The sequence below is a fragment of the Bacillus sp. EE-W1 genome, assembly GCF_009760835.1.
In the GTDB taxonomy this organism is placed as follows: domain Bacteria; phylum Bacillota; class Bacilli; order Bacillales; family Bacillaceae_G; genus Bacillus_A; species Bacillus_A wiedmannii.
Map to the genome: position 1 here is coordinate 1 of NZ_WIPE01000060.1, position 340 is coordinate 340.

Sequence of the window (340 nt, forward strand, 5' to 3'; positions counted from 1 at the left end):
TGGGGAAATTCGAAAATAACACCTTCACAGAAGTCGGACACTCGTCGATAAGCGCCACGCCCCCTCTTTGATACATTTCGTTTGCTAAATTGATAAGCATTTCAAATGCCATCCCACCCCACGGTTTCCTAGTCCCATTGTTATTCCTCGCTTCCTACATGTAAATTTCTACTTCAATAAAATATGCAATATTTCATATTTTATTATTATAATATTACTTTATTATTTATCACTTTCCATCCTATCATTGAAATTCATTAATAAACCAACATTTGTAATTTAATTCCTGATGTTTATTTCTCTTATAACACGTTAATTTTATATATTAAAATAATCATAC

Annotated in this window: 1 pseudogene; it reads right to left on the reverse strand. The window is 30.9% G+C overall.

The annotated features are described in order from the left end of the window. Positions 1–138: pseudogene (locus GFJ36_RS29520) on the reverse strand (Holliday junction resolvase RecU); the annotation flags it as partial. Positions 139–340 lie beyond the last annotated feature (202 nt).